This is a genomic window from Caulobacter sp. 17J65-9, assembly GCF_010975005.1.
In the GTDB taxonomy this organism is placed as follows: Bacteria; Pseudomonadota; Alphaproteobacteria; order Caulobacterales; family Caulobacteraceae; genus 17J80-11.
The window spans coordinates 1-552 of the sequence record NZ_JAAIVC010000358.1 but is presented as its reverse complement, the minus strand read 5'-3'; the positions used below and the strand labels follow the sequence as shown (position 1 = coordinate 552).

The following is a 552-nucleotide window of genomic DNA, read 5'->3' as shown; positions in this document are numbered from 1 at the left end:
GTCCCGTCGCGGTCCGGCGGCCGGTCGTCCAGCAGCACCGCGCCGGTCGCCCGGTCGCGTTCCACCCGCCTGCCGTCGCCGCTGGCCCAGCCGTCCAGCCGCGCGCCGCCGGCCACCAGCCAGGATCCGCTGCGCCAGGCGCCGTCGACATAGGCGCCCGCCACGCTCTGGCGTCCGCCGGCGCGCCGGTCGCGGGTGAAGTTCCCGCCGATGAACCGGAAGCGCTCGCGCGACTCCCCGTCGGCGAAGCGCGCGTCCAGCCCCGCCTCCCAGGTCAGGCCGCCGTCGACGCCGCCCACCGCCGCGTTCACGCCCCAGCCCAGCGCCGGCGTGGCGTACTGGTCATTCGCCGGCGTGGTGAAGGCGCGGGCCGCGCCCACCGCGACCGAGCGGTTGACCAGGTCGGTGTCGCGCGCCCAGGCCTGCACGCGCCAGCCCAGACGTTCCTCGTCCGGCGGCGCGGCGACCGCGAGGCTGGCGACGACGCCGCTGGCGCGCGAGTTCGCGCCGACCAGGCCCGCGCCCTTGGCCTCCTCGTACGCGCCTGCGCGC

General features: G+C 78.8%; 1 pseudogene. It reads right to left on the bottom strand.

Annotation, left to right across the window (positions count from 1 at the left end):
- Window positions 1-552 (bottom strand): annotated as a pseudogene (locus tag G3573_RS21945) (TonB-dependent receptor); the annotation flags it as partial.